20 protein-coding genes are annotated in these 21,537 nt (G+C 58.5%); 8 read left to right on the top strand and 12 right to left on the bottom strand.

What is annotated here, in order from left to right:
- Nucleotides 1–262 precede the first annotated feature (262 nt).
- Entirely contained in the window at nt 263–1,738 is a 1,476-nt protein-coding gene (locus tag ACR8BN_RS13435) for an AlkA N-terminal domain-containing protein (RefSeq protein ID WP_031593676.1), read from the bottom strand.
- 158 nt (nt 1,739–1,896) lie between these two features.
- Between ACR8BN_RS13435 and ACR8BN_RS13430 the strand changes: the two genes are divergently transcribed.
- The 3 genes from ACR8BN_RS13430 to pnuC all read left to right on the top strand — a co-directional run bounded on the left by ACR8BN_RS13430 (nt 1,897) and on the right by pnuC (nt 4,374).
- On the top strand, nt 1,897–2,439 hold the full coding sequence (locus tag ACR8BN_RS13430; RefSeq protein ID WP_010260149.1) for a methylated-DNA--[protein]-cysteine S-methyltransferase: 543 nt from the start codon (nt 1,897–1,899) through the stop codon (nt 2,437–2,439).
- A gap of 126 nt (nt 2,440–2,565) precedes the next feature.
- Entirely contained in the window at nt 2,566–3,627 is a 1,062-nt protein-coding gene (gene nadA / locus ACR8BN_RS13425; protein ID WP_250327324.1) for a quinolinate synthase NadA, read from the top strand.
- Between the two features lie 24 nt (nt 3,628–3,651).
- Nucleotides 3,652–4,374, top strand: a complete 723-nt coding sequence (pnuC, locus tag ACR8BN_RS13420) for a nicotinamide riboside transporter PnuC (protein ID WP_010260155.1) — start codon at nt 3,652–3,654, stop codon at nt 4,372–4,374.
- Here pnuC and zitB read toward each other — a convergent pair.
- The 4 genes from zitB to ACR8BN_RS13400 all read right to left on the bottom strand — a co-directional run bounded on the left by zitB (nt 4,368) and on the right by ACR8BN_RS13400 (nt 9,436).
- The gene (gene zitB, locus ACR8BN_RS13415) at nt 4,368–5,351 is read right to left on the bottom strand and encodes a CDF family zinc transporter ZitB (protein WP_122889089.1); all 984 of its coding nucleotides are present in this window, start codon (nt 5,349–5,351) and stop codon (nt 4,368–4,370) included. The two genes, pnuC and zitB, sit on opposite strands and share 7 nt — an antisense overlap.
- The gene (locus ACR8BN_RS13410; RefSeq protein WP_434747590.1) at nt 5,329–8,373 is read right to left on the bottom strand and encodes an ATP-binding protein; all 3,045 of its coding nucleotides are present in this window, start codon (nt 8,371–8,373) and stop codon (nt 5,329–5,331) included. The genes zitB and ACR8BN_RS13410 overlap by 23 nt, the downstream gene beginning before the upstream one ends.
- A gap of 14 nt (nt 8,374–8,387) precedes the next feature.
- Complete coding sequence (locus ACR8BN_RS13405) at nt 8,388–8,969, bottom strand: response regulator (protein WP_434747019.1); 582 nt, start codon at nt 8,967–8,969, stop codon at nt 8,388–8,390.
- Between the two features lie 98 nt (nt 8,970–9,067).
- Nucleotides 9,068–9,436 carry a YbgS-like family protein gene (locus tag ACR8BN_RS13400; RefSeq protein ID WP_022626030.1) on the bottom strand — a complete coding sequence of 123 codons (369 nt, stop codon included), beginning with the start codon at nt 9,434–9,436 and terminating at the stop codon, nt 9,068–9,070.
- Nucleotides 9,437–9,723: 287 nt separating this feature from the next.
- Between ACR8BN_RS13400 and aroG the strand changes: the two genes are divergently transcribed.
- The gene (gene aroG, locus ACR8BN_RS13395) at nt 9,724–10,776 is read left to right on the top strand and encodes a 3-deoxy-7-phosphoheptulonate synthase AroG (RefSeq protein ID WP_031593826.1); all 1,053 of its coding nucleotides are present in this window, start codon (nt 9,724–9,726) and stop codon (nt 10,774–10,776) included.
- A gap of 202 nt (nt 10,777–10,978) precedes the next feature.
- Here aroG and gpmA read toward each other — a convergent pair whose 3' ends face one another.
- From gpmA to modE, 6 genes are all read right to left on the bottom strand, one after another.
- The gene (gene gpmA / locus ACR8BN_RS13390) at nt 10,979–11,731 is read right to left on the bottom strand and encodes a 2,3-diphosphoglycerate-dependent phosphoglycerate mutase (protein WP_033756988.1); all 753 of its coding nucleotides are present in this window, start codon (nt 11,729–11,731) and stop codon (nt 10,979–10,981) included.
- A gap of 151 nt (nt 11,732–11,882) precedes the next feature.
- The gene (gene galM, locus ACR8BN_RS13385; RefSeq protein ID WP_010669659.1) at nt 11,883–12,917 is read right to left on the bottom strand and encodes a galactose-1-epimerase; all 1,035 of its coding nucleotides are present in this window, start codon (nt 12,915–12,917) and stop codon (nt 11,883–11,885) included.
- Entirely contained in the window at nt 12,911–14,059 is a 1,149-nt protein-coding gene (gene galK, locus ACR8BN_RS13380; protein ID WP_434747018.1) for a galactokinase, read from the bottom strand. Before galK ends, galM begins: the two co-directional genes overlap by 7 nt.
- Entirely contained in the window at nt 14,056–15,102 is a 1,047-nt protein-coding gene (gene galT / locus ACR8BN_RS13375; protein ID WP_033756994.1) for a galactose-1-phosphate uridylyltransferase, read from the bottom strand. The genes galK and galT overlap by 4 nt, the downstream gene beginning before the upstream one ends.
- A 237-nt stretch (nt 15,103–15,339) precedes the next feature.
- On the bottom strand, nt 15,340–16,812 hold the full coding sequence (modF, locus tag ACR8BN_RS13370; protein WP_143990549.1) for a molybdate ABC transporter ATP-binding protein ModF: 1,473 nt from the start codon (nt 16,810–16,812) through the stop codon (nt 15,340–15,342).
- 69 nt (nt 16,813–16,881) lie between these two features.
- Nucleotides 16,882–17,664 (bottom strand): molybdenum-dependent transcriptional regulator, encoded by a 783-nt coding sequence (modE, locus tag ACR8BN_RS13365; protein ID WP_022626025.1) that lies wholly within the window; start codon nt 17,662–17,664, stop codon nt 16,882–16,884.
- A gap of 136 nt (nt 17,665–17,800) precedes the next feature.
- On the opposite strand from modE, the gene ACR8BN_RS13360 reads away from it, so the two are divergent.
- From ACR8BN_RS13360 to modC, 4 genes are all read left to right on the top strand, one after another.
- Entirely contained in the window at nt 17,801–17,956 is a 156-nt protein-coding gene (locus ACR8BN_RS13360; protein WP_010260183.1) for an AcrZ family multidrug efflux pump-associated protein, read from the top strand.
- Between the two features lie 144 nt (nt 17,957–18,100).
- Nucleotides 18,101–18,874, top strand: a complete 774-nt coding sequence (modA, locus tag ACR8BN_RS13355) for a molybdate ABC transporter substrate-binding protein (RefSeq protein WP_039391185.1) — start codon at nt 18,101–18,103, stop codon at nt 18,872–18,874.
- Nucleotides 18,871–19,560 carry a molybdate ABC transporter permease subunit gene (gene modB / locus ACR8BN_RS13350; protein ID WP_039391186.1) on the top strand — a complete coding sequence of 230 codons (690 nt, stop codon included), beginning with the start codon at nt 18,871–18,873 and terminating at the stop codon, nt 19,558–19,560. The genes modA and modB overlap by 4 nt, the downstream gene beginning before the upstream one ends.
- A complete protein-coding gene (gene modC / locus ACR8BN_RS13345) occupies nt 19,560–20,618 on the top strand; it encodes a molybdenum ABC transporter ATP-binding protein ModC (RefSeq protein WP_434747017.1) in 1,059 nt (352 codons plus the stop codon). Before modB ends, modC begins: the two co-directional genes overlap by 1 nt.
- Here modC and ACR8BN_RS13340 read toward each other — a convergent pair whose 3' ends face one another.
- Nucleotides 20,619–21,437, bottom strand: a complete 819-nt coding sequence (locus ACR8BN_RS13340) for a pyridoxal phosphatase (protein ID WP_434747016.1) — start codon at nt 21,435–21,437, stop codon at nt 20,619–20,621.
- Between the last annotated feature and the right edge of the window lie 100 nt (nt 21,438–21,537).

The following is a 21,537-nucleotide window of genomic DNA, read 5'->3' as shown; positions in this document are numbered from 1 at the left end:
GCGATTACGCACCTCATCCCTGAGGTGCGCCCGTAGCCGGGCCAACGCTCTGCGTTGTTCAAAAACGCTCCCGGCATTTTTGTCCCAGGCGCGGGACGCTTTCCACTTCTGACCCTGTTCCCTGCGCGTTGAGCTTTTTCGTTGTGGTCAGATTCAGCCGGGTGCGAGTTTGTAAGCAGTCTGGAAGAGGCTCTGCATTTTTAGTTTCTGCGATACCGACTATGCAGGTCAGGGCAGACTATCTGCATCCTTACATCAACCGTCACGGCTTTTTCTTTGCCTTTGCCACTGCCAGGCTCTCCCAGATATGCATCACCGCATAGCTGCGCCAGGGACGCCACGACTGCGATCGCGCCTCCGCTTCTTTCGATGACATGCCGCCCAGGTTATTCCGGATGGCAATATCCTCCTTGGGAAAGGCATCCGGCCAGCGCAGGGCGCGCATCGCGATATAGTGCGCGGTCCAGGGACCAATACCCGGCAGGCTGACCAGTTTTTTGATGACCTCGTCTGGCGCCTGAGCAGCGCTGAGACGCAGATCTCCGCTGGCGCAGGCATTTGCAAAGGCGATGATGGCGCGGGAGCGGGCGGCACTGACAATCCCCATCGGCGCGACATCGTCTACCGTCAGTCCGGCGATACGTTCAGGATGGGCGGTGTAGCGGGTCAGATCGGCGAACGGCGTCTCACAGGGTTCGCCAAAGGCGGCGGCAAAACGGCTGCTGACCGTGGTGGCCGCTTTGACCGTCACCTGCTGGCCGATAATGGCGCGCACGCCCAGCTCAAAGGCGTCGAATGCGCCAGGCACACGCAGACCCGGATGCGAGATCAGGCTGGGTGCCAGCAGGGGATCCTGAGCCAGACAGGCGGCGATACGCTGCGGCTGTGCGTCGAGATCGAACAGATCGCGCAGACGGCGCAGCAGCAGAGGCAGAACCGGCGTCAGCGAGGTTGAGAGTGTCACCTGCAGCGCATTCTTTTGCGGCAGATGCGAAACAGAGACCCAGCCCCGGCAGCGGCCCAGCGCCACGGTGCGTCGCCAGCTGCCATCTTCCACCGCCTCGACCTCCTTCATCAGATGCGTCTGCAAAAACCAGAGCATCGCCGCCCAGTCGTAGGGAGGGCGATAGGCCAGCCGCAGCGTCACGCGGTCGCCGGACTGCGCACACTGAGTGCCCGTATCGTCCCTGCGCAGCGCGCCTGGCGTCATGCGGTAACGGGCCTGGAAGACATCATTAAAGCGCCGCAGGCTGCCAAAGCCGCTGGCATAGGCAACGTCAATAATCGGCAGCCGGGTTTCGGTCAGCAGCTGTTTAGCCAGCAGCATGCGCCGCGTCTGCTTCAGCTCCAGCGGCGAGACACCCAGCTCCTGCTGCACGATACGGCGCAGCTGACGCAGGCTGATACCGAATTCAGCGGCAATCGCCTCCAGTCCTTCACGTTCCTCCAGCATGCCTTCCTCGATACGCTGAACCAGCCGCTCTGCCACACGGTGCGGCTGATCAACCGGTGCATTACCGGGTGCCAGTTCGGGCCGACAGCGCAGGCAGGGGCGAAAGCGGGCTTTCTCCGCCGCTTCGGCGCTGCTGAAGAAAAGGCAGTTCTTCTGCATCGGCGCTTTGACCGGGCAGACCGGACGACAATAGATACCGGTTGAGGTCACGCCAACAAAGAAAACGCCGTCAAAGCGGGTATCACGAGAGGTCAGCGCCTGATAGGCAATGTCGGGATCGAGCATGGCAGTTCTCCGGTAAATAAGCGCAGCCTACACCGGTGAATCCCGGCAGACTGGCTGTTTTCGGACAGCACAACAGTTTATCGCCATGACCGAAAACAGCCAGTCAGGCTGATGAAAAGTGCGATAATAGGCGACAGAACCGTGACGGGAGAATCACCATGTACTACTTCAAACCGATAGTCACCCCGGTGGGTGAACTGAAACTGGTCGCCAGCGATAGCGGCCTGGCGGGTATTTTGTGGGAAAACGACGATCCAAAACGCACCCGGTTTTTGCCGCAAACGCGCGATGACGATCATCCCATTCTGATCGAAACTGAGCGTCAGCTCAGCGAGTACTTCACCGGTGCTCGTCGCTGCTTTGAGCTGCCGCTCGATTTTGTCGGCACTGAGTTTCAGAAAAAAGTCTGGCAGGCGCTGGTGGCGATCCCGTTTGGTGAGACGCGCAGCTACAGCCAGATTGCGCGGGAGATCGGTCATCCGCTGGCGGTGCGTGCCGTCGGGGCGGCCAATGGGCGTAATCCGCTCTCGATTGTCGCACCGTGCCACCGCGTGATTGGGGCCAACGGCAAGCTGACCGGCTTTGCGGGCGGACTGGATATCAAAGCCTTTCTGCTGGCACTGGAAGCGCCGCAAAAACCGCTGGTACTGGCAGATGAAACGCAGCCCGGCAGGGTCGGCGCTGTGATGCAGACAGAATAAATATCGCACGACACAGCCAGGCTTTTCCGCTATCGTGTTTAGCATATAAAACACGATGGCGGATTCAACGCCATAAGTCGCCGGAACAGGCGATTTTCGTTAATTAGACAAAACGAGAGCTGTGTCATGAGTGTGATGTTCGATCCTGAAAGCGCCGTTTATCCCTTTCCGCCCAAACCCGCTCGCCTGAGTGACGACGAGAAGGCGTTCTACCGTGAGAAAATTAAAGCGCTGCTGAAGGCGCGAAACGCGGTGATGGTGGCGCACTACTACACCGATCCGGAAATTCAGGCGCTGGCAGAAGAGACGGGCGGCTGCGTTTCGGACTCGCTGGAGATGGCACGCTTTGGCAGCAACCATTCGGCGACGACACTGCTGGTGGCCGGCGTGCGCTTTATGGGGGAAACCGCCAAAATCCTCAGCCCGGAGAAAACCGTACTGATGCCGACGCTGCAGGCAGAGTGCTCACTGGATCTCGGCTGCCCGATTGAAGAGTTTAACGCCTTTTGCGACGCCCATCCCGATCGCACCGTGGTGGTCTACGCCAATACCTCGGCGGCGGTAAAAGCGCGGGCCGACTGGGTGGTGACCTCAAGCATTGCGGTCGAGCTGATTGAGCACCTCGACAGTCTGGGCGAAAAAATTATCTGGGCGCCGGATCGCCATCTTGGCCGCTACGTTACCCAAAAATCGGGCGCGGACGTGCTCTGCTGGCAGGGTGCCTGCATTGTGCACGACGAGTTCAAAACCCAGGCGCTGCAGCGTATGAAAGCGCTCTATCCCGACGCGGCAGTGCTGGTGCATCCTGAGTCACCGCAGGCGATTGTCGATCTGGCCGATGCGGTCGGCTCGACCAGCCAGCTGATTCAGGCCGCCAAATCCCTGCCGCATCCGCAGATGATTGTGGCGACCGATCGCGGCATCTTCTACAAAATGCAGCAGGCGGTGCCGGATAAAGAGCTGCTTGAAGCGCCGACCGCCGGTGAAGGTGCCACCTGCCGCAGCTGTGCTCACTGTCCCTGGATGGCGATGAACGGCCTTAAAGCCATCGCAGAGGCGCTGGAGTCGGGTGGGGTGGAACATGAGATTCAGGTGGATGAGGCGCTGCGTGAGGCGGCGTTACTGCCGCTTAATCGCATGCTATCCTTTGCAGCGGAACTTAAACTCAACGTGAAGGGAAACGCGTAAGCGTTTTCCGGACAGGTGCTCAGCATGGACTTCTTCAGCACACACAATATTCTGGTTCACATTCCTCTGGGTGCCGGAGGCTACGATCTCTCATGGATTGAGGCTATCGGCACGCTGGCGGGCTTACTCTGCATCTGGTTTGCCAGCCTGGAAAAAATCATCAACTATCCCTTTGGCCTGATTAACGTCACGCTGTTTGCGGTGATTTTCTTTCAGATCCAGCTCTACGCCAGCCTGCTGCTGCAGCTCTTCTTTTTTGCCGCCAATATCTACGGCTGGTACGCCTGGAGTCGGCAAACCTCCGATCATCAGGCGGCGCTGAAAATCCGCTGGCTGCCGCTGCCTAAGGCGCTGGCCTGGACGGCGGGCTGTGTGATTGCGATTGCGCTGATGACCCTCTATATCGATCCGGTGTTTGCGCTGTTAACCCGTGCGGCTGTCACGCTGATGAACGGCCTTGGTCTGTCGGTGGCGATGCCCGCGCTGCAGCCGGATGCGTTCCCGTTCTGGGACTCCTGCATGATGGTGTTGTCGATTGCGGCGATGGTGCTGATGACGCGCAAATATGTTGAGAACTGGCTGCTGTGGGTCATCATCAACGTGATTAGCGTGATGATTTTTGCCCGTCAGGGCGTCTATGCGATGTCGCTGGAGTATGTGATTCTGACGCTGATTGCGCTGAACGGCTCACGCATGTGGATCCGCAGCGCGCGGCAACAGGGTTCCCGCGCGCTGTCGGCTCAGTGAGTGTGCACTTCGCCTTTAGCGTGAGCATGCTTATGGTCGTGTGAATGGCTATGGTCATGGCCGGTGGCGGCAGCGCCGCTTAAACCGAGTTCACACTCGGCACCGGCACAGGGCTGATACTCCATCTGCACGGTTGCGTGCGCAATCTGATAGTGCTGGCGCAGATAGTCGTGGATACGATGCAGCAGCGCATCGTGATCGTAAGGTGGGATCACCTGCGCATGCAGCGTCAGCAGCGGCTTTTCGCCCACCTGCCACAGATGCACATGGTGAACATTGCGCACCTCTGCGATATTCAGGGTGAGATCCCGTATCAGCCGGTTCACATCCAGCGAACGCGGCGCCCCTTCCAGTAACTCCTGCAGACTCTCACGCAGCAGCGCCCAGGCGCTTCGCAGCACCAGCAGTGACACCAGCAACGACAGAATCGGATCGATTGGGGTCCAGCCGGTCAGCATAATAATCACCGCCGCGACAATCGCACCCACCGAGCCAAGCAGGTCGCCCATCACATGCAGCGCCGCGGCACGCACGTTGAGATTCTTCTCTTCGCTGCCGTGATGCAGCAGCCAGAACGACAGAATATTGGCCAGCAGGCCGCCAATAGCAATCCCCAGCATCAGGCCGCCGGTCACCGGTTGCGGGTCGGCAAAGCGGCGCACCGCCTCCCAGACGATCAGTGCGGTAATGCCCAGCAGCGCAATGGCGTTAACAAATGCGGCCAGCGTGGTCAGACGCAGCAGGCCGAAGGTGTGGCGTGCATTGGGTTTACGGCGCGAGAACTGCACCGCCAGCAGGGCCATCAGCAGCGCGGCGGCATCGGTCAGCATATGCCCGGCGTCCGCCAGCAACGCCAGTGAACCCGAGAGCCAGCCGCCAATCACTTCAGCCACCATAAAGACAACGGTCACCCCGAAGGCGGCCGCCAGACGCGTGCGATTACTATCCTGCCCGCTATGAGTGTGGGTATGTGCCATAAGATTCCAGTTTTTTCAGTAACCTGTTTGCTAATAATATCAGTAATTGCCACGTCTCAGACGTGTCCTGATGCTGTTTTGCCTGCTCCGCCAGTTGCTGGCTGAGCTGTGCGCCGTGCTCCAGTCCCACCAGTAACCAGCTTCCTTTCATCCGGTGCGCCGCTTCGGCGAACGGCATCCACTCCTCGCGCTCGCGTGCTTCGCGCATCACGGCCAGATCCTGCGTCACCGTGTTGTGCAGCGTCTGGCTCAGACGGCGGAGGAATTTCTCATTCTGCTGTGCCAGTTGCCACAAATTGTCATCCAGCGCCGCCAGCGGATCTTCCTGCCACTCTGCCAGCAGCGCGCTGAGATCGGCTAACTGCACCGGTTTTATCATTACCCTCTCCCGGGCCTCCAGCGGTCGTGACAGCAGCTGGGCATCAGCGGAGCAGAGCACCCGCATCGCCTGACGCTTCCGCTGACGGTCACGTCGCCGCAATATCCGCAGCAGCAGCGTGCCGTCAGGCCGCGGCATCATCTGGTCGATAAACAGCAGGTCATAAGGCTGCTGCGCATCGGCCTGCAGTAGTGCGCGTCCCTGCTCAAAGATGTCAGCCTGAATCGCAAAACGCGACAGCTGCTGCTGCATCACCAGCAGATTGGTCGGATGGTCATCGACAATCGCCACCCGCAGCGGTGGAAGGTCGGGAAGGGCGGTTTCATCAATGTGGTTTGCTGGTGCGCAGACCTCCAGTGGCAGCGTCACGGTGACCTGGGTGCCGTGACCGGGTTCAGAGGCGAGCCGGATGTCGCCGCCCATCCGCTGCACCATTTCACGGCAGATAAACAGCCCCAGGCCGCTGCCCTGTACCGAAACCGATTTACCGGACGGTGCCTGATACCAGGGATCGAACAGCTTCTGCTGTTCCTCTGGCGGAATGCCGCTGCCGCTGTCGCTCACCGTCAGAATCAGCTGTTGTTGCTGTGCGGCCAGCGTCAGGCGAATCGCGCCGTGGCGGGTAAATTTCAGCGCATTGGTCATCAGGTTGTTGACCACCTGCTGCAGGCGATCGGCATCGATCATCACGGCATCAGGCAGCGGCGTCAGCGCCTCGACGATCAGATGCGGGCCATCTTCGCGCATTAACGGATGATAAAAGTGCTGCTGCTGATTGAGCCACTGCGCCAGCGCCAGCGGACGGGGAGCCAGGGTAAAACTGTTGCTCTCGATGCGCGCATGATCCTGCAGATCATTCAGTAACGTCAGCAGCGATTGCGCACTGCTGTGCAGCAGCGTCAGGTTCTGGCTGCTGTGCTGCTGCTTCTCCAGCTCAAGCAGCCCCAGGATCGCCTGCATCGGCGTGCGCAGCTCATGGCTGACGGTCGCCAGGAACTGGCTCTTCATCGCATTGGCGTGCTCAGCCTGTTCACGCTGCTGACGCTCCCGGCGCTGCTGCCAGTAGCGGCGCGCCAGCAGCAACAGCAGCAGCGCAATGGCCGCACCTGCCACCGCCAGCACCATCATCGGCAGCGAACGCATCACCATCACGCTGCCGGGCTGTGGCGGGGTTGACCAGCTGTCGCGCATCTGGCTCTGCGTGTCAGCCGGGATCTGCTGCAGAGCGCGATCCAGCAGGGTGCGCAGCACCGGCTGTTCAGGCGTCACGCCCAGCGCGATCGGCCAGGCGATGTCGCTGGCAGCGAAGGCGAGATGGATGCGCGTATCATCGCGGCTGGCGATACGCCAGCGGGCGGAGAGCACGTTATCGACCAGCGCATCGATCTGCCCCTTTGCCAGCGCATCATAGAGGCTATTACGATCGGCAAACTGCTGCGGCTGCAGATCCGCAGGCAACAGACGCAGCGCCAGGTCATCCTGCAACACGCCGATACGCTTGCCGCGCAGGTCGCGCCAGTGCGCCAGCGTGTCGGGCTGCAGGCTGTAGATGCCCCACAGCGCGCGCCACACCGGCAGCGAGGTGCTCTGCATCGCATCGCCGTTCAGCGGCTGCATCAGCTGCAGCATCGCCTGCTGCTGGCCGATAAGCGTGTTCGCCTGACGCGGATTGCTGACCCACACCGGTTCAAACTGCAGGCCGGTACTCTGGGCTATCGCTTTCAGCAAATCCACGCCATAGCCTCTGGCGATCCCGCTGGCATCGCGATAACTCCAGGGATAGTTGTCCGGTTCGGCGGTGTAAGTAATACGCGGATGATCGGCAATCCAGGCGCGTTCAGTGGGGCTGAGCATCAGGGTCTGCGTATCCTGATAGCGCGGCAGGGTACTGCTCCAGCGCGCCTGCAGCGTGTTCATCAGTTCTGCTGGCAACTGACGCAGGCTCTGATTAATCCAGCTGATAAGCTCCGGATCGCGGGAGACCGCGCGCAGGTTGAGCTGTCCGGCCTCGATGTGTGAGGCGATCTGATAAATCTGGCCCTGTTGCAGCTGGCTCAGCAGAAATCCGGCGCTGGTTTCATCCGCCACCACATAATCATTCTGCTGATTCAGCAGGGTATAGAGCGCCTGCAGATCACTGCTGTAGCGTCGCCAGCTGTGGCGGGCCGCCAGCGCAGGCGGCAGTTGTGCCAGCGTGCTTTCGCTGATCGCCAGTTGGGCATTCTGGCTGTTAAACATCACGGCACGCTGGTTTTGCTGATTGCGGTAGACCCGAAGCGGACTGCTGTACCAGTTATCGCTGCTCAGGGCGCCGGCTGGCAGAGGGGAAATCCACATGCCAAGCGCAAAATCGATCTGGCCACTGTTCAGCGCCTGCATCAGATGCGGCTGATCGCTGTAGAGGTTGAGGCTGAATTGTGCGCCCGTCAGCTGCCGCAGGGCGGAAAGATAGTCGGCATTGATGCCATACAGATCGTTGCCGATGCGCATCGCCCAAGGGGCGTGGTTCTCTTCCAGCAGGCCAACACGCAGGATTTTGCCCTGCATGGTTTCCGCGTGCGTTACCGGCAGCATCATCGGCAGATTGATGCTGCTCACCGGACGCACCTCAGCCAGAACAGAGCCACACAACAACAGCAGCATCAGCAGGAGAGTTCTCACTGCTGCGCCTTCCACAGGTCAGCCAGTTCCACCACCGAACGGGTACCGGTTTTTTCCAGAATGTTCTTTTTATGGGTGCTGACCGTTTTGTTACTGATGTGCAACTGGGCGGCGATTTGCAGATTGGACAGGCCGCTGGCCAGCAGCGCCAGAATCTGACGCTCTTTCTGGGTCAGCGGAAGTTCCGGCTCATCATCCATCACCGGAAACGCCGTCTGACCGCCCAGCACCGCCAGGATAGCGCTAAGCAGTTGCGCCATGCGCTGGCTCTTCACCACATAACCGGCGGCACCCAGCGCCTTGGCACGACGCACATAGTGGCGGGTCTGCTGAGCAGAGTAGATCAATACCGGGCAGTCGGGCCGATGGATCTTCAGGCGACGCAGGAACTCCAGCCCATCGCTGTCCGGCAGGCCAATATCCAGCACGATGATGTCCAGGGGCTGCTGAAGCAGGGGACGGGCGGCTTTTTCACTGCTGGCAGAAAGGAGCTGAACCGGAAAGGGCGACTGGCTCAGAGCGGCTTCAAGTGCCACTTCAACCAGCGGATGATCGTCAATCAGAAGCAAAACGGCCATGAAGGATTTCCTGTAAATTTCACAGGATTAGCATAGCGGAAGAGTGGGGCAGAGGGGAGAAAAACCAGGAGAGCATCAGCTCTCCTGGTTAAACAGAATTACTGGGTGGTGCCGTCGGTTTTGGTATCTACGTCACCGCCGCCCACTTTAGTCTGAACTTTTTTATTGATGTTCGGACATTTACCATCTTTACACTGGGCGTTCTGGTCCATTTCGTTAGCAGACATATTACCATGGCTGGTGGTGCTGCCAGACGTTGCAGGATTCGTATCGTTGCCAGTGTTATTAATTTTGCTGTTATCGACATTATTTGGCGGCAGATTCTCTTTCGCTCCGCCCGCTGCTGCACCTGCACTGGCTGCCTGATTCGATGTACCGTTATTGCTGCTGCTGTCTGCAGCCAGTACCGCACCGCTGCTCAGTGTCATTGCTGCTGTCAAAAAGAGTAAGGCAAACTTTTTCATCATTATGCTCCCGTTAATAAATGAAGGTGCTTTAAGCCCAGAGGTGCAATTTCGGGTAATAAAATCCCTGACGAAATATAATTCGCCGGTTGGCTTAAACAGGGTGATTTAATCTGGTAAGCGGGACATTCCTCAGTGCTTACCATTAAAAAGTCTAGTCGCTAACCTGATTAATGCAAATATCACCCGCACATTTAACCCGCAGCGGGAATTTACACCCCTGGCGCTTCGGGCTACATTGGGCAGGTTGTGTCCGGCGGGCGCCGGGCCAGAAATAATATGGAATCAGTATGAATTACCAGAACGATGACTTACGCATCAAAGAGATTAAAGAGCTGTTACCTCCGGTTGCGCTGCTCGAAAAATTCCCTGCGACCGATCGTGCTGCACAGACCGTTTCACAGGCCCGTCAGGCGATTCATCAGATCCTGCAGGGCAAAGACGATCGCCTGCTGGTGGTGATCGGCCCCTGTTCGATTCATGACACAGAAGCGGCGAAAGAGTATGCCGACCGCCTGCTGGCGCTGCGTGATGAGCTGAAAGGCGAGCTGGAAGTGGTGATGCGGGTCTATTTTGAAAAGCCGCGCACCACGGTGGGCTGGAAAGGGCTGATCAACGATCCGTATATGGATAACAGCTACCAGCTCAACGATGGTCTGCGTCTGGCGCGTAAGCTGCTGCTGGATATTAACAACAGCGGTTTACCGGCGGCGGGCGAGTTTCTGGATATGATTACCCCGCAATATGTGGCTGACCTGATGAGCTGGGGCGCGATTGGTGCGCGCACCACGGAATCTCAGGTACACCGTGAGCTGGCGTCGGGTCTCTCCTGTCCGGTCGGCTTCAAAAACGGCACCGATGGCACCATTAAGGTGGCGATCGATGCGATTAACGCGGCGGGTTCACCACACTGTTTCCTGTCAGTGACGAAGTATGGTCACTCCGCCATTGTGGAAACCAGCGGCAACGGTGACTGCCATATCATTCTGCGCGGCGGCAAAGAGCCTAACTACAGTGCGCAGCATGTTGCAGAGGTCAAAGAGGGCCTGGCAAAAGCGGGTCTGCCACAGCAGGTGATGATCGATTTCAGCCACGCCAACAGCAGCAAGCAGTTCCAGCGTCAGATGGTAGTGGCAGACGATGTCTCACAGCAGCTGATTAACGGTGAGCAGGCGATTGTCGGTGTGATGATCGAGAGTCATCTGGTGGAAGGCAACCAGAGCCTGGAGAGCGGCGAGCCGCTGGTCTATGGCAAAAGCGTTACCGACGCCTGTATCGGCTGGGAAGATACCGACAAGGTACTGCGTCAGCTGGCAGCAGCGGTTAAACAGCGCCGCGGCTGAGTGGGATAACTGACAAGGTCTGACCCGGTTCGCTTTGAGGATTGTGCCTCTGACCGTGTTCCCTGCGCTTTGAGCTAATCAGTTGTTGCCAGGCTCATTGATCTCTTTATTCTGACAACGAACACAGTGCGCAGCGTTCACGCGCGCAGCCCAATAAAAAAGGCCAGACTTTCGTCTGGCCTTTTTGTATTTCAGCGAGAAATTACTTCGCTTTACCCTGATTCGCAACGGCTGCAGCTTTCGCGGCAATCTCGTCCTGGTCGCCCAGGTAGTAGCGTTTCAGCGGTTTGAAGTTTTCATCGAACTCATAAACCAGCGGTACGCCGGTAGGGATGTTCAGTTCGAGGATTTCATCTTCGCTCAGGTTATCCAGATATTTCACCAGCGCACGCAGTGAGTTGCCGTGTGCGGCAATGATCACTTTCTCACCGCTTTTGATGCGCGGCAGAATGGTTTCGTTCCAGTAAGGGATAACGCGGTCGATGGTCAGCGCCAGGCTTTCGGTGGTTGGCAACTGCTCTGGGGTCAGTTTCGCGTAACGCGGATCATGGCCCGGGAAGCGCTCATCTGAACGATCCAGCTCTGGTGGGGTAACGGCAAAGCCGCGACGCCATTGCTTAACCTGCTCATCACCATATTTGGCAGCGGTTTCCGCTTTATCCAGACCCTGCAGCGCACCGTAGTGACGCTCGTTCAGACGCCAGGTTTTCTCAACCGGCAGCCAGGCCTGATCCAGCTCATCCAGCACATTCCACAGCGTGTGAATGGCACGCTTCAGTACTGAGGTGTAAGCGAAATCGAAAACAAAGCCCTCTTTTTTCAGCAGCTGACCTGCTGATTTGGCTTCGCCACGACCTTTCTCAGAAAGGTCAACATCATACCAACCGGTAAAGCGGTTTTCGTTGTTCCACTGGCTTTCGCCGTGTCGCACCAGAACCAGCTTAGTTACAGCCATAGCTTAACTCCTTAATACTGTGATGTTTCTGTGAGATTGGAAACCTGCTGCTGCCCGCCTGACACGCGAGCTGATTGCGCCATACCATAACGGAAAAGCGGGCAGCGCGTAAGCCTGTGTGTGACGCACTGCGCGTTTTTCAGCCGGAGGCTCAGCGTGGCGTGAAGCGATAACGCGTCACGGATTCCCAGCGATCTCCCGGCTGCAGCCAGCAATCAGGCTGAGGCCACTCAGCATGATTAGGCGAATCCGGTAAAAATTCGCTCTCCAGCGCAATACCCTGAAATGCAGTATAGCTCGCCTGCTCGCGGGCACGGGTGCCCGCCAGGTAGTTGCCGGAGTAGAACTGCAACGCCGGTGCCGAAGTGGTCACGCTGAGCTGCAGTCTGCCATCTTCCGACCAGAGTTCTGCCGCAGGCTGAGTGTCGTCGCCTGCGCTGTTGAGCAGAAACGCATGGTCATAGCCCTTCACCGCCCGCTGGTCGTCGTCTGCCAGAAACTCCTGTGCCACGACTTTGGCCTCGCGGAAATCAAAACTGGTTCCGGCAACCTCTTTCAGCGGCGCATTCGGGATGCCTTCGCTGTCGACCGGCAGATAATGGTCGGCGTGCAGTTGTAAGCGATGCTGGCGAGCGTCGCCATGATGCGCATCAAGGTTAAAGTAGGCGTGGTTAGTCAGATTGACCGGGCAGGGCTGATCGCAGCGCGCTTCATAGCTAATGCTCAGGCAGTTCTGGTCATCCAGCTGGTAGCGCAGATCGGCAATCAGATTGCCGGGATAGCCCTGATCGCCATCAGGCGAATCAATGCGGTAGTGCACCTCACTGTCAGACTGGCTGACAATCTGCCAGCGGCGCTTATCAAAGCCTTCTGGTCCGCCATGCAGCTGATGTGCACCCTGGTTCGGCACCAGCTGGCGATTCAGTTTATTCAGTTTCGCCCCGGCGATGCGGTTAGCGTAGCGGCCGACCGTCGCGCCCAGATAGGCATCCTGATGCAGATAGTCAGAGGGCGTGGCGCAGCCAAGTAGCGCTTCACGCACCGTGCCATCCTGCATCGGCACGCGGGCGGAGAGCCAGGTTGCGCCCCAGTCCATAAAGGTGGCCAGCATGCCGTTGGCATTGCGCAGCACCGTTATGCGCCACGGCTGACCGTCGGGCGCATGGGAGTTGACGTCGTTCAGCATTGGCCGGCTCCTTCAGAGGCTTTGCAGACGTAGAAGGTCTCTTTGATGCCGGTCGCTGCTTCATACTGCTCCGCTACGGCGGCTTTAACCTGATCGACCAGATCCAGTGGCATCAGCGCGACGATACAGCCACCAAAGCCGCCGCCGGTCATACGCACGCCGCCGCGCTCACCGATCTGCGCTTTCACGATCTCTACCAGGGTATCGATCGGTGGCACGGTGATCTCGAAGTCGTCACGCATCGAGGCGTGAGATTCGGCCATCAGCTGGCCCATACGGGTCAGGTCGCCCTGAGTCAGCGCATCAGCCGCTTCCAGGGTGCGGGCGTTCTCGGTCAGGACGTGACGCACGCGTTTTGCCACCTGCGGGTCGAGCTGCGCATGTGCCGCTTCAAACTCGGCCAGTTCAACGTCACGCAGTGCCTTCTTATTGAAGAAACGCGCGCCCGCTTCACACTGCTCACGACGTGTGTTGTATTCGCTGCCAACCAGGGTACGACGGAAGTTGGAGTTGATGATCACCACCGCGATATCTTCCGGCATCGACACCGGACGCGTGCCCAGCGTGCGGCAGTCGAGCAGCATGGCGTGATCTTTCCGGCCCAGCGCTGAGATCAGCTGGTCCATGATGCCGCAGTTACAGCCGACGAACTGGTTTTCCGCTTCCTGACCATTCACGGCAATGGCGGCGCCATCCAGCGGCAGATTATAGAGCTGCTGCACTACGGTGCCGACCGCCACTTCCAGCGACGCAGATGAGCTGAGGCCCGCGCCCTGAGGCACGTTGCCGCTGATCACCATATCGATACCGCCGAAATCGGCATGACGCTGCTGCAGATGTTTCACCACGCCGCGTACATAGTTGGCCCACATCGGTTCCTGCAGGCTGACGATCTCTTCATCCAGCGAGAATGTGTCCTGCGCATTCTCATAATCCGCCGCGACCACCCGAATCTGGCGATCGTCACGGCGGGCACAGGCAATCACCGTCTGGTAATCGATAGCGCACGGCAGCACGAAGCCGTCGTTATAGTCGGTATGCTCGCCAATCAGGTTAACGCGGCCCGGTGCCTGAATAGTATGCGTAGCGGCGTAACCGAAGGTGTCAGAGAAAAGCTGCTGCGTGATGGTTTTTAAGCTCATTGTTGTGCCTCACGGAAGTGAACGTCGCTGACAGAACGCAGACGTTCTGCCGCCTGCTCCGCCGTTAAATCGCGTTGGGTTTCGGCCAGCATTTCATAGCCAACCATAAATTTACGCACCGTTGCTGAGCGCAGCAGCGGCGGATAGAAGTGAGCATGCAACTGCCAGTGATCGTTGGCTTCGCCGTTAAACGGCGCGCCGTGCCAGCCCATGGAGTAGGGGAATGAGCACTGGAACAGGTTGTCGTATCGGCTGGTCAGCAGCTTAAGCGCCAGCGCCAGGTCGGTACGCTGCGCCTCATTGAGGTCGGTAATTCGTTTGACGTGCGCTTTCGGCAGCAGCAGGGTTTCAAACGGCCAGGCGGCCCACCACGGCACAACCGCCAGCCAGTGATCGGTTTCCACCACGGTGCGGCTGCCATCCTGCTGTTCGCGAGCCAGATAATCGACCAGCATCGGCGAGCCATGTTTAGCGAAATAGTCGCGCTGATGATCATCTTCACGCTGCGCTTCATTCGGCAGGAAGCTGTTGGCCCAGATCTGACCATGGGGATGGGGGTTGGAGCAGCCCATCGCCGCGCCTTTGTTCTCAAACACCTGCACCCAGGGATAGTGCTGACCCAGATCGGCGGTCTGTGCCTGCCAGGTACGCACCACCTCTTCCAGTGCGTTCAGCGACATCTCCGGCAGGGTTTTGCTGTGATCGGGCGAGAAGCAGATGACCCGACTGGTGCCGCGTGCGCTTTCACAACGCATCAGGATATCGTCGCTCTCGGGCGCGTCTGGCGTGTCGGTCATCAGCGCAGCAAAGTCATTGGTAAAGACGTAGGTGCCTGCATAGTCCGGGTTTTTGTCGCCGGTGATGCGGGTGTTTCCGGCACACAGGAAGCAGTCCGGATCGTGCGCCGGTAACGTATTGACCGCCGGGGTTTCCTGCGCGCCTTGCCACGGACGTTTGGCCCGATGAGGTGAAACTAAAATCCATTGATCAATCAGTGGATTGTAACGGCGATGCGGGTGATCGACCGGGTTGAATTTTTCCATGTTAGATCCTGGTAAGCGTCAAAAGCCAAAGAGGCATTGGTAAAAAGTAGCACATCATCGCGCCCGAAAGCGTGATCAAGTCTGGATAAATGGTATCGCTTACACAAGCTGAATATTCTTATTTCGTGGCATTGTGTGCGGATATATGGCGTGAAAGGCGATGCCGAATGGTAGCGCTTACACAAGGGCGCTTTAAAACGCCGCAGCAGCGGCGTGGGGTGACCCGTTATAAGAGCCTTAGTGCAGATTTTCCTGCTGATAGTGAAAGCCGCCGTCATGGGCGATAAAGCTCAGGCGATGTGTGATGCAGGCGGGCGCATCTTCCGCGTGATGCGAAACAAACAGCAGCTGAGTCCGTCCCTCGCCAATCAGCACATCGACAAAGCGCCGCACCAGCTGGCGGTTAATCGGGTCGAGCCCCTGTAGTGGCTCATCCAGTATCAGCAGCGTCGGATGCTTAACCAGCGCGCGGGCAATCAGCACCAGCCGCTGCTGTCCCCATGAGAGCGAGTGGAACGGCGCATCGGCCTGTCCGTTATCCATCCCCAGCAGTGCCAGCCACTGCTGCGCCAGCGCTTTTTGCCGGTCAGAAGCTGCCTGATAGAGACCAATAGAGTCGAAAAAGCCTGACAGGATCACCGTGCGCACATTGGTGCTGACGCGATAATCGAGATGCAGGCTGCTGCTGACATAGCCAATATGCTGCTTGATATCCCAGATGGTTTCGCCACTGCCGCGACGGCGGCCAAACAGGGTTAAATCATTGCTGTAGCCCTGAGGATGATCGCCGGTCACCAGGCTAAGCAGGGTCGATTTTCCGGCGCCGTTCGGACCGGTGATCTGCCAGTGCTCGCCGGCGTTGACCTGCCAGTTCAGCCCCTGAATTACTGGCTTATCGTTATACGAGACGGTGCCGTTGCGCAGGATAACGCGCGGCGCATCATCCGCCAGCGATGGCAGCTGATCCGGCGCATCCGCCTCAGGTAACGCCATTCCCATCAGCTGTTCACTATGTGCCAGCTGCGCCACCAGCGCTTCTGTTAAAATGGCCTGGCGTGGCCCGCTGTGGGTGAGGGTGCACTCTGCCAGCACGCCAACCTGCTGAATGAAGTCGGGAATATCGTCAAAGCGATTGAGCACCAGCACCAGGGTAAATGTCGGCTGCTGCAGGCCGCGCAGCGTGTCGGTCAGGCTGGCGCGCGACGCCACATCCAGCCCGTCAAACGGCTCATCCAGAATCAGCAAATCTGGCTGGTTCATCAATGCCTGACAGAGCAGGGTTTTGCGGGTTTCGCCGGTAGAGAGATATTTAAAGCGGCGTGAAAGCAGCGCTTCGATGCCGAACTGCTGTGCCAGCTGCTCGCAGCGCTCGGGCTGCTGAACCTCCGCCTGAATCACCTCTGCCACGGTCAGCCCGGTATCCTCTTCACCTTCGCTGAGCATATCGGTGTTGTTGCGCTGCCACTCCTGCGCCACCAGGGTTTGTAGCTGCTCCAGCGACAGCCGGACCGGACGTCTGAAATCGCTGCTGACTGAACCGGCCAGCGGCGGAAGTTCTCCAGAGAGTGCGCGCGCCAGTGATGATTTGCCGCTGCCGTTGGCACCGACAAACGCCCAGCTTTCGCCGCGCTGCAGTTCCACCTGATTCAGGCTCAGTATCCGGGTATCGCTAAGACGAAATGTGCCTTGCGAAATGTGCAATGAAGCCATGATCTGTTCCATTTTTTGCATCGTGTTACTGAGTTGTAACCATTGCCCGTAATGAAGTCAAATCAACCGCTAGAGCAGGGTGGCGACGATGGCGTGTTCCGCATTGAAACTGGCGATCACGGCGTCGCCGGGCTGCAGCCTGAGTTGCTGTAGCTGATCGTTGCTCAGGGTCGCGCACAGGGTTTCGCCGCTGGCGAGCTTCATCAGCACTTCACTCATCTGCTCGCCGGGTTCGATGGCACTGACCGTCGCTGCCAGCTGATTGTCATCCTGTGCGGCGTCACGACTGATGCGGATCCACGGCGCTTTGATCAGTACCAGCACCTCTTTACCCGCGGCCAGTTGCAGGCGATCGGCGCTGCGCTGGGTCAGCGCCACATTAAGCTGCGTGACGCCATCGGCCAGTTGAATCAGCAGATGCTGGACCACCTGCTGCGCATCGTTACTGACGACGGTGCCAAACAGCTGGTTACGGGCGCTGGTCTGCAGCGAGAAGCGGGCGATGGCCGCCAGCAGACTGTCGAGCGGTAACGTATCCTGCTGCAGCGCATCAAAGGCTTTCTGCTGGATCTGCTCCATCAGCTGGAACAGCTGAATCAGGCGTTCACCGTAGCGGGTCAGCGTTGCGCCACCGCCGCCTTTGCCGCCGGTGGCCCGCTCTACCAGCGTTTCATCCGCCATCTGGTTCATCTCATTAATCGCATCCCAGGCACTTTTGTAGCTGATGCCGGCCAGCTTCGCACCCTGACTGATCGACCCGGTCTGCTGTACGCGTTTCAGCAGCTCAATACGTCGCGGATCGGCAAACAGTTTCTGTTGTAAACGGATATGAAGGGACAGTTCGGCTTCCATGGCAGCTCCGGCAAAGGGTTAAGGCGAAGGCCGATGATAGCGGCGTTTTGTGACCAAAGTAAAAGCACGAAAAGGGCTGCGCAAAATTTTGCTGACCCGTTACAATCTCTTTTTTGTTAGCAGAGTGAGACTCTCCATGCTGGAATTACTTAAAAGCCTCGCCGTCGCCATACTGATGGTGCCTGTGGTGATGGCGCTGATGCTGGGTATGATTTATGGCCTGGGTGAAGTGTTTAACGTCATCTCTAAAATTGGTCATCGCGAAAAATCCTCAGCCCGTTCGCACAATTAATTGCTGCCACGCCCGCCATCTGCGCGGGCGTGGTTGTTTTTAACTCACCTGATTTAACCTTTTGTTCCCCCTGCCGATAATTTACTGAACCTCACTGACATTGCGCTATATTATCCGCTACACAACGAATAGCCGGAGAAAATCATGTCATTTAAACACTATCGCTGGGGCGTCGCGGCCCTGATCACCGTTTCGCTGGCCGGACAGGCTGTGGCCGCCGACAACATTACTGTGTTTGCCGCGGCTTCACTGACCAACGCGATGCAGGATATTGCCAGCCGTTACAAGCAGGAAAAGGGGGTGACGGTGGTCTCTTCATTTGCCTCCTCTTCAACGCTGGCGCGCCAGATTGAGCAGGGTGCACCTGCCGATCTCTTTATCTCTGCCGATCAGCAGTGGATGGATGATGCGGTGGCGAAAAAAAGTGTGATTACCAGCAGCCGCTATACCCTGCTGGGCAACGATCTGGTGCTGATTGCGCCACGCAGTGCCGCAGCCAAAGCGGTGACGCTGGATCCGAAGACTGACTGGAAAACATTGCTGCACGGGGAGCGTCTGGCAGTCGGCGATCCGGACCACGTTCCCGCGGGCATCTACGCCAAAGAGGCGCTGCAAAAACTGGGTGCATGGGAAGGCGTTGCGCCTTCGTTAGCGCCAGCCAATAATGTTCGTGCAGCGCTGGCCCTGGTCGAGCGTAATGAAACGCCCTATGGCATTGTCTACGGTTCTGACGCGGTCGCCAGCGACAAAGTGCAGGTCGTCGGGCATTTTCCGGCAACCAGCCATAAGCCGGTGGAATATCCGATGGCGATAGTTAACGATCACGACAATGCCGCCGTTAAAGCGTTTTATGATTATCTGAAAGGGCCTCAGGCCGCGGCTATCTTCAAACATTACGGATTCACACCGACGAAATGATACTCAGCGATCCCGAATGGCAGGCGGTACTGCTTAGCCTTAAAGTCTCTGGCATAGCCGTGATGGGCAGCCTGCCGTTTGGCATCCTGATGGCCTGGATTCTGGTGCGCTGCCGTTTTCCTGGTAAAGCGCTGCTCGACAGCCTGATCCACCTGCCGCTGGTGCTGCCGCCGGTGGTGGTGGGGTATCTGCTGCTGATTAGCCTTGGGCGGCGCGGCATCATAGGCGAAAAGCTTTATGACTGGTTCGGCTTCAGCTTTGCTTTCAGCTGGCGCGGTGCCGCACTGGCCTCTGCCGTGATCGCCTTTCCGTTGATGGTGCGTGCCATCCGGCTGGCGCTGGAGGCGGTGGATAGCCGGCTGGAGCAGGCGGCGCGCACGCTGGGCGCCGGACGCTGGCGGGTCTTTTTCACCATCACGCTCCCGCTGACGTTGCCTGGCGTCATCGTCGGTACGGTGCTGGCGTTTGCCCGATCGCTGGGCGAGTTCGGCGCCACCATCACCTTTGTTTCCAATATTCCCGGCGAGACGCGTACGCTGCCGCTGGCGATGTTTACCCTGATAGAGACGCCCGGCGCGGAAGGGGCGGCGGCACGGCTCTGCGTCATCGCGATCGTGCTGGCGCTGGCGTCACTGCTGGCGTCGGAATGGCTGGCACGTGCAAGCCGTAAGCGGATGGGAAACTGATGCTATCACTCAACTTTATGCAGCAGCAGGGCGATCACGTGCTGGAGGTCGACCTGCAAATCCCGGCCAAAGGGATCACTGCTATTTTCGGTGTGTCAGGCGCCGGAAAAACCTCGCTGATCAACGCGATCAGCGGGCTGACTCAGCCGCAAAGGGGACGGATCCAGCTACACGATCGCCTGCTGTTAGATGCGGAGCAGAAGATTGCGCTGCCGCCGGAAAAACGGCGTATCGGTTATGTCTTCCAGGATGCGCGGCTGTTCCCGCACTATCGGGTCCGAGGCAACCTGCAATATGGTATGGCACCTAAGATGAAAGCGCAGTTCGACAGTCTGGTTTCACTGCTGGGTCTGGAGGCACTGCTGCCGCGCTTTCCGCTGTCGCTGTCGGGCGGGGAAAAGCAGCGGGTCGCGATTGGCCGTGCGCTGCTGACCGCACCGGATATGCTGCTGCTGGATGAGCCGCTGGCGTCACTGGATCTGCCACGCAAACGTGAACTGATGCCGTATCTGCAAAAGCTGGCGAAGCAGGTCGATATTCCGATGCTCTACGTTTCGCACAGTCTGGAGGAGATCCTGCAGCTGGCTGATAACGTGCTGGTGCTGGATGCGGGCAAGGTCAAAGCCTTTGGTCCGCTGGAGCGGGTATGGAGCAGCAGCGCGATGCGGCCCTGGCTGCCGGTCAGTGAACTGACCAGCGTGCTGCGGGTGCAGGTGCTGGAGCAGCATCCCGACTATCCGATGACCGCCCTGTCGCTGGGCGATCAGCACATCTGGGTCAGCCGGGTGAACCAGCCGGTTAAAACTCCGCTGCGTATTCGCATTGCCTCGGCCGATGTCTCGCTGGCGCTGCAACCGCCGCAACACAGCTCGATCCGCAACATTTTACCGGCACAGGTGGTGGAATTGCTGGAGGTCGGGGACCAGGTTGAGGTGAAGCTGCGCATCGGCATTAGCGAACTCTGGGCGCGCATCACGCCGTGGGCGCGGGATGAGCTGGGCATCCGGCCGGATCAGTGGCTCTATGCCCAGATCAAAAGCGTCTCTGTGACGCCCTGATTACAACACGTACTGATAGAGGGTATCGGCAATACCGGTTTCAAGGTTGGTGCCGATGACCATTTTCGCCCGCGCTTTAATCGCCTCATCGGCATTGCCCATCGCCACGCCCAGTCCGGCCGTTTCCAGCATGCTGAGATCGTTATAGTTATCACCGAATGCGATCACATCGGACATACTCAGCCCCAGTGATTCAACCCACTGCGCCAGTCGTTTGCCTTTGCTGTTGCCGCCTTTGGCGATATCCACCTGATCGTGCCACGACCATTCACAGGCCAGCCCCAGTTCCGCTTCCACCCCGGTGGCGAACTGCTGCAGTTCCGGGATGTTGTTGTGCGACAGGGCAAACTTCCAGATCGAACCGGCGTCGCGTGCCGCCTGGGCTAAGTCGGGCACCTTGCGGAACAGTGGACGCTGGTGGGCAGGCAGCGATTCGGCCCATTTCAGGGTGCGCATCACGTGGCCGGTCGGGGTCTGATAGAGCATCGCATCATCCACGTAGAGCAACCCGTGAATCTGCTGCTGATTCAGCATCTCAATTACCTGCAACGCCAGTTGCGGGTCGAGGGGATCGGACGCCAGCACCTTTTTCGCCTGGTAATCATACAAATAGGTGCCATTACAGCAGATTGCGGGTGTATCCAGCTGTAACGCCTGATAAAAAGGGTGGATAGCGCAGTGATGGCGTCCGGTCACGATAGCGACATGAACGCCCGCCTGGCGTGCCTGATTTAGCGCTTCGATTGACTGCGGCAGAATCGTTTTGGCTGGGGTCAGCAGCGTGCCGTCGAGATCGAGGGCGATTACACGGTAGCTCATTAATCCTCTCGTTTTTCCTGGTTTGCAGGGGCTGAAGTCTACACCTCACCACGGTCCGGAGACAAAAAACAGGGCACAAATGATCCCAGCGTAGGGCAAT

Source organism: Pantoea sp. Lu_F5_004 (assembly GCF_051136245.1).
In the GTDB taxonomy this organism is placed as follows: Bacteria; Pseudomonadota; Gammaproteobacteria; order Enterobacterales; family Enterobacteriaceae; genus Pantoea; species Pantoea agglomerans.
Note: the sequence above shows the minus strand (reverse complement) of the source record. Positions and strands in the feature narration are given on the sequence as shown.